Origin of the sequence: Protofrankia sp. Cr1, assembly GCF_963555865.1 — a bacterium.
Lineage (GTDB): Bacteria > Actinomycetota > Actinomycetes > Frankiales > Frankiaceae > Protofrankia.
The window spans coordinates 1-4,014 of record NZ_CAUVXO010000242.1 but is presented as its reverse complement, the minus strand read 5'-3'; the positions used below and the strand labels follow the sequence as shown (position 1 = coordinate 4,014).

The following is a 4,014-nucleotide window of genomic DNA, read 5'->3' as shown; positions in this document are numbered from 1 at the left end:
GGTCAAAAAAGCGTACACAACGACAAGCCCGGGCCGATCTTCTCCGTTTAGAACGTTAGAGAGCAATCGTGTCTGTGGTGCGCTCGAAGGCCTGGGTAGCACAGGTAGGGCGGCTCAGTCCCGCCGCCCTTGGAGGTGACGCGGGCGCGTTTGCTGGCGTGCCGAGGTCGGTGATGTCGAGAGTCCACGGTTGGGGTGTCGACCGGGTACCGGCCGGCGGCCTGGCAGTCCGCCGGGGGCCGTGGGCGGCGGGTCCTGATCTGCGCCGTACGTTCAGCCTCAACCGGCATGACTCCAAGCTCTCTTGTGAGATCGGAGCCTCCGGCGGAGTCAGGGTGATCCAACCTCACCCCGCTTGCCATCGGGCACTTCCACAGGGGACGCTCACGATGACGCGGTGCGGCAACGCCCGGAGCTCGTCCGGGGTGACCGCGACCCCGGCTTCGCGCAAACGTTGCTCGAAGCGCTGCCACTCATGCTCTTCGCCCGTCTCCTCGGCATCGTCGGGCAAGACCACGTTGTAGACGTTGCGCACAACGTGGGTGAGCGAGATCCCGCCCAGCTGCGCCGACGTCGTCCACCCCCGGTCGTCCAGGAGCGTAATTTCACGACCGTCGGACAGCAGCGCGAACTCACGCACTTTGCACGACGTCCCGCCGTCTGAGCCCTCCTTGAGGTCGCCCCAAGCCCCGAGACTCACTACAGTTGCTGGACTGGCGTTCATAAGCCGGACGATATAGGAATCAGCCCGTGCGGCTCGGTCGCGCGCCTGTTGCCGTCAGTCCATTCATCGGCAGCACCATCTCCATGCCGACCGGCTCCGCCAGATCCGCCCAGAACTAGAGCGTGTCTGACGGCCTTTTGACGAGATCGCGGAGCCAGATCATGATCGCTGCGACGGTCAAGGTGCCGTTGAAGACGTAGTCCCGCTTGTCGTACCGGGTGGCCACCGCCCGACATCCTTTCCACTTGTTGACGCACCGCTCGACGGCGTTGCGGCGGCGGTACTGGGCGGTGTCGAAGGCCGGCGGGCCGCCCGCCGGTCGGCCGGCGGGGCGATGGTCGCCTTGATATGGCGCCGCCGCAGGTAGCAGCGGTTGTCCCGGCTGGAATACGCCTTGTCCCCGCGCAGGCGGTCCGGACGGGTCCGGGCACGGCCCGGCCCCCGCCGCCGGATGCGCAGGCCCGCCAGCACCGGGACGAACATCGGGCTGTCACCCCGCTGACCCGGCGAGGTCCGCCACGTCAGCGGCCGGGCCCGGTCGTCCGCCAGAAGATGGATTTTGCTGGTCAGGCCGCCCTGGGAACGCCCAACGCCTCCCGCCCGTCCGGGTCCACCCGTACACCGCCCCCTTTTCCGGGAAGTCGCCCGGCGGCCGGTGCCGTGCGCCGGCCGCGTGCTGATGGGCCCGGCAGGAGCTGGAATCGATGTTCACCGCCCACTCGCCCCCGCCGCCGGCGGCCGGGGCGGCATCCGGATCGGTGGCATCGGCCTCGATCTGCAGCTCGGTCAGGATGCCGCCCCGGTGCCGTCCGCCGACCAGCGGCGGGGTGCCGTTCGTACACGGTTTGCCAGTGGCCGTACCGCTCCGGTAGGTCACGCCAGGGCACGCCGGTGCGGGCCCGGAACAGCACTCCGTTGACCACCGTGCGGTGGTCGGCCCACTGCCCACCGGGCTCGCCGTTGACCGGCAGCAACGACTCGATCTTCTTCCACTGCGCGTCGGTCAGTTCGTGTCGTCGCACCATGACAAGCCCATGCCCAACAAGACAGTGATCTACGGCCCGATTCGAGAGCCGTCAGACACGCTCTAACCCCGAATTGCCGTGATCAAACGCCCGGCTCACCAGTGTGTGCAATTCAGATTCTGGACCGCCGTGTAGGCCGAGGCTCCCGTACCGATACTCACCGTTATCAAAGTGCGCCAGCTCGCGGGTGCCACTCCTTCGCATACCTGACGAGCGACAGCGCGATTGACGCTGCCGCCACCAGGATAAACATATTTCGATCCGCTCGCCTGATAATGCCAGGTGCCGTCCGAGAAGTACTCGTAAAGGTAGACCGTCACCGTGGCTTTCGTATTTGGGCAGGTCCCTTGATACCACCAGCCGTGAGCCGAAACATCCCCTGACGACAGGTGCGCGTAATCGCCATCGACGTATGGCGTGCAGGTGTCCGCGGAAACTATCCCGCCGCTCGCGTCGGGAGCCAATAAGGGGGCCGACGAGACTGTGCCGGCGTCCGGATACGGATACAGCGCTGGATGTGGAGGAGACGCTGGGCCACCGGTAGCAGCGGGTGCAACCCCACCGAAACCACCGGATGCCAAGATCGCAACGGCGGCCGCAATGAGTGTCGCAGGATGTCGGATGCTCGGAAGCTTCATGGTCATGCGCATTTCTGTCAGCGATGCTGCAAACTCTGTGCTCGCGGCCTGCGGCATCTTGCCGGAAATGTCCTTAATTTTCGTCTTTGTCAGGGTAAGCTATGCGTCACTCAAGCGGATAGGGCCACATGGCCGGTTGACAGGCCGCTCATCGCGTGCCGAGTGTCCTACTGTCCGCAGTCGAGCAAGGCGCGCGGACCAAGCAGGCCCGGTGCTCGGGTCGGTGTCACCAGGGGCAAAGTCCGCGTCGGGGGCGGCGACCGCGTCGGGTCTGGGGCCGGCGTAGCGCTCGAGGCCGCGGACGGAGGCGTGGCGGGAGCGGGCGAGCAGGGTAGGGGTGTTGGTGCCGGCGTCGGCCTCGACAGCCGCACGCCAGCTCGTCGCGACCGCCGCCCCCGGCAACCTCAACGACCCAGCATCCTGGCGGTGTAGCCACCCTCATCCCCACGTCCAGGCCCTTATCGACTTGGCGCACGACGACCCGGCTGATCCCGACGCCGAACCAGAGCCGTTCCGTGCGCTGCTGGTCGCCGTCACCCACTACCTGCGGGCTTCCGGGCAGACCATCGCTGGCCGCCCTCTCGCCGAGGCCGCCCACCGCCGTTGGGCGTGAACCCTCGGCGACGACCACCCGACACCCGGGAGACCGCGCAGCAGCTCGCCGCCGCGACGCGGGTCTCCATTCTCGATGCCTCGGTCACAGCGAGTGCACTGGTCGGGTGGTTCACCGGCCGGTGGGGACCGCGGCGAGCCTGACCTGCCACGATCGATTCCCGGTCGGCCCCGGTGAGGTCGCCGTCCTTGCCGTAGCAGAACTCGGTGTTCGCGGAGTTCCAGTTCTCCACGACCTGTAGCCCTTCGTGGATCTCGGTACGCAGCTCCGGGGACGACAGGTATTCGCAGATGAAGATCGTGCGGGTGGCGCGGCCGAGTTCTTCCAGGGCTTGGAAGGTGGGGTGTTTCGGGCCGCCGCGGGTGAACCGGCGCAGCACCTGCTCGGCCTCGGCGGTGCTCAGGCGTAGGGCGGTGGCGTATTTGACCATCTGGTCGTGCTGCTGGGCGATCAGGTCCCAGTCGATCGTCTTGTTCGACAGGACCGGGGTGAGCTTCGGCCAGGTGTCGTCTGCGCCGCCGCCGGGCCGGTAGAGCCGGGCGGAGCCGATGTTCTTCAGCCGCGGGAGCAGACGGAAGTCGAGCAGGTGGGCGAAGGCGAACCCGACGACGCTGGCGCCGTGGGTGTCGACGTACTGCCGGTCGATGTCGGCGGAGGTCAGGTGCCGCATCAGCCCTTCGATCATCGAGGCGACCTCGGACGCCGAGCACGAGGTCACCTGGGAGTAGATGCAGACGCTGCGCTTCTCGACGTGCCAGTAGATCATCACGCCGGGGCCGCGGTAGCGCTGGTGCCACTCGGTCATCAGGTTCGACGACCAGGAGCCGAACTTCTTCGAGTCCGACGCGCAGGAGGTCCCTCGCCCCACAGAGCGGCGTCGCGGACCGCGAAGGTCTCGTTGACCAGCCGGCGGATGGTCGCCCGGTCGGTGACCTCGCGGGAGGCGACCGAGGTGAACTCGTCGGTGAAGTGCGTGACGTAGTCGGCGTCCTTAGCGCGCCGTCGAGTCCCGGG

General features: G+C 67.3%; 2 protein-coding genes and 2 pseudogenes. 1 reads left to right on the top strand and 3 read right to left on the bottom strand.

Annotated features, from left to right (window positions below):
• Positions 1–346: 346 nt before the first annotated feature.
• Both U9980_RS17610 and U9980_RS17605 read right to left on the bottom strand, forming a co-directional pair.
• A complete protein-coding gene (locus U9980_RS17610; RefSeq protein ID WP_322768919.1) occupies positions 347–700 on the bottom strand; it encodes a hypothetical protein in 354 nt (117 codons plus the stop codon).
• Positions 701–839: 139 nt separating this feature from the next.
• A pseudogene (locus U9980_RS17605) lies at positions 840–1,698 on the bottom strand (IS5 family transposase).
• On the opposite strand from U9980_RS17605, the gene U9980_RS17600 reads away from it, so the two are divergent.
• Complete coding sequence (locus U9980_RS17600; protein WP_322768921.1) at positions 1,654–1,815, top strand: hypothetical protein; 162 nt, start codon at positions 1,654–1,656, stop codon at positions 1,813–1,815. The pseudogene U9980_RS17605 and the gene U9980_RS17600 overlap by 45 nt on opposite strands.
• A gap of 1,360 nt (positions 1,816–3,175) precedes the next feature.
• Here U9980_RS17600 and U9980_RS17595 read toward each other — a convergent pair.
• Positions 3,176–4,014: pseudogene (locus U9980_RS17595) on the bottom strand (Tn3 family transposase); the annotation flags it as partial.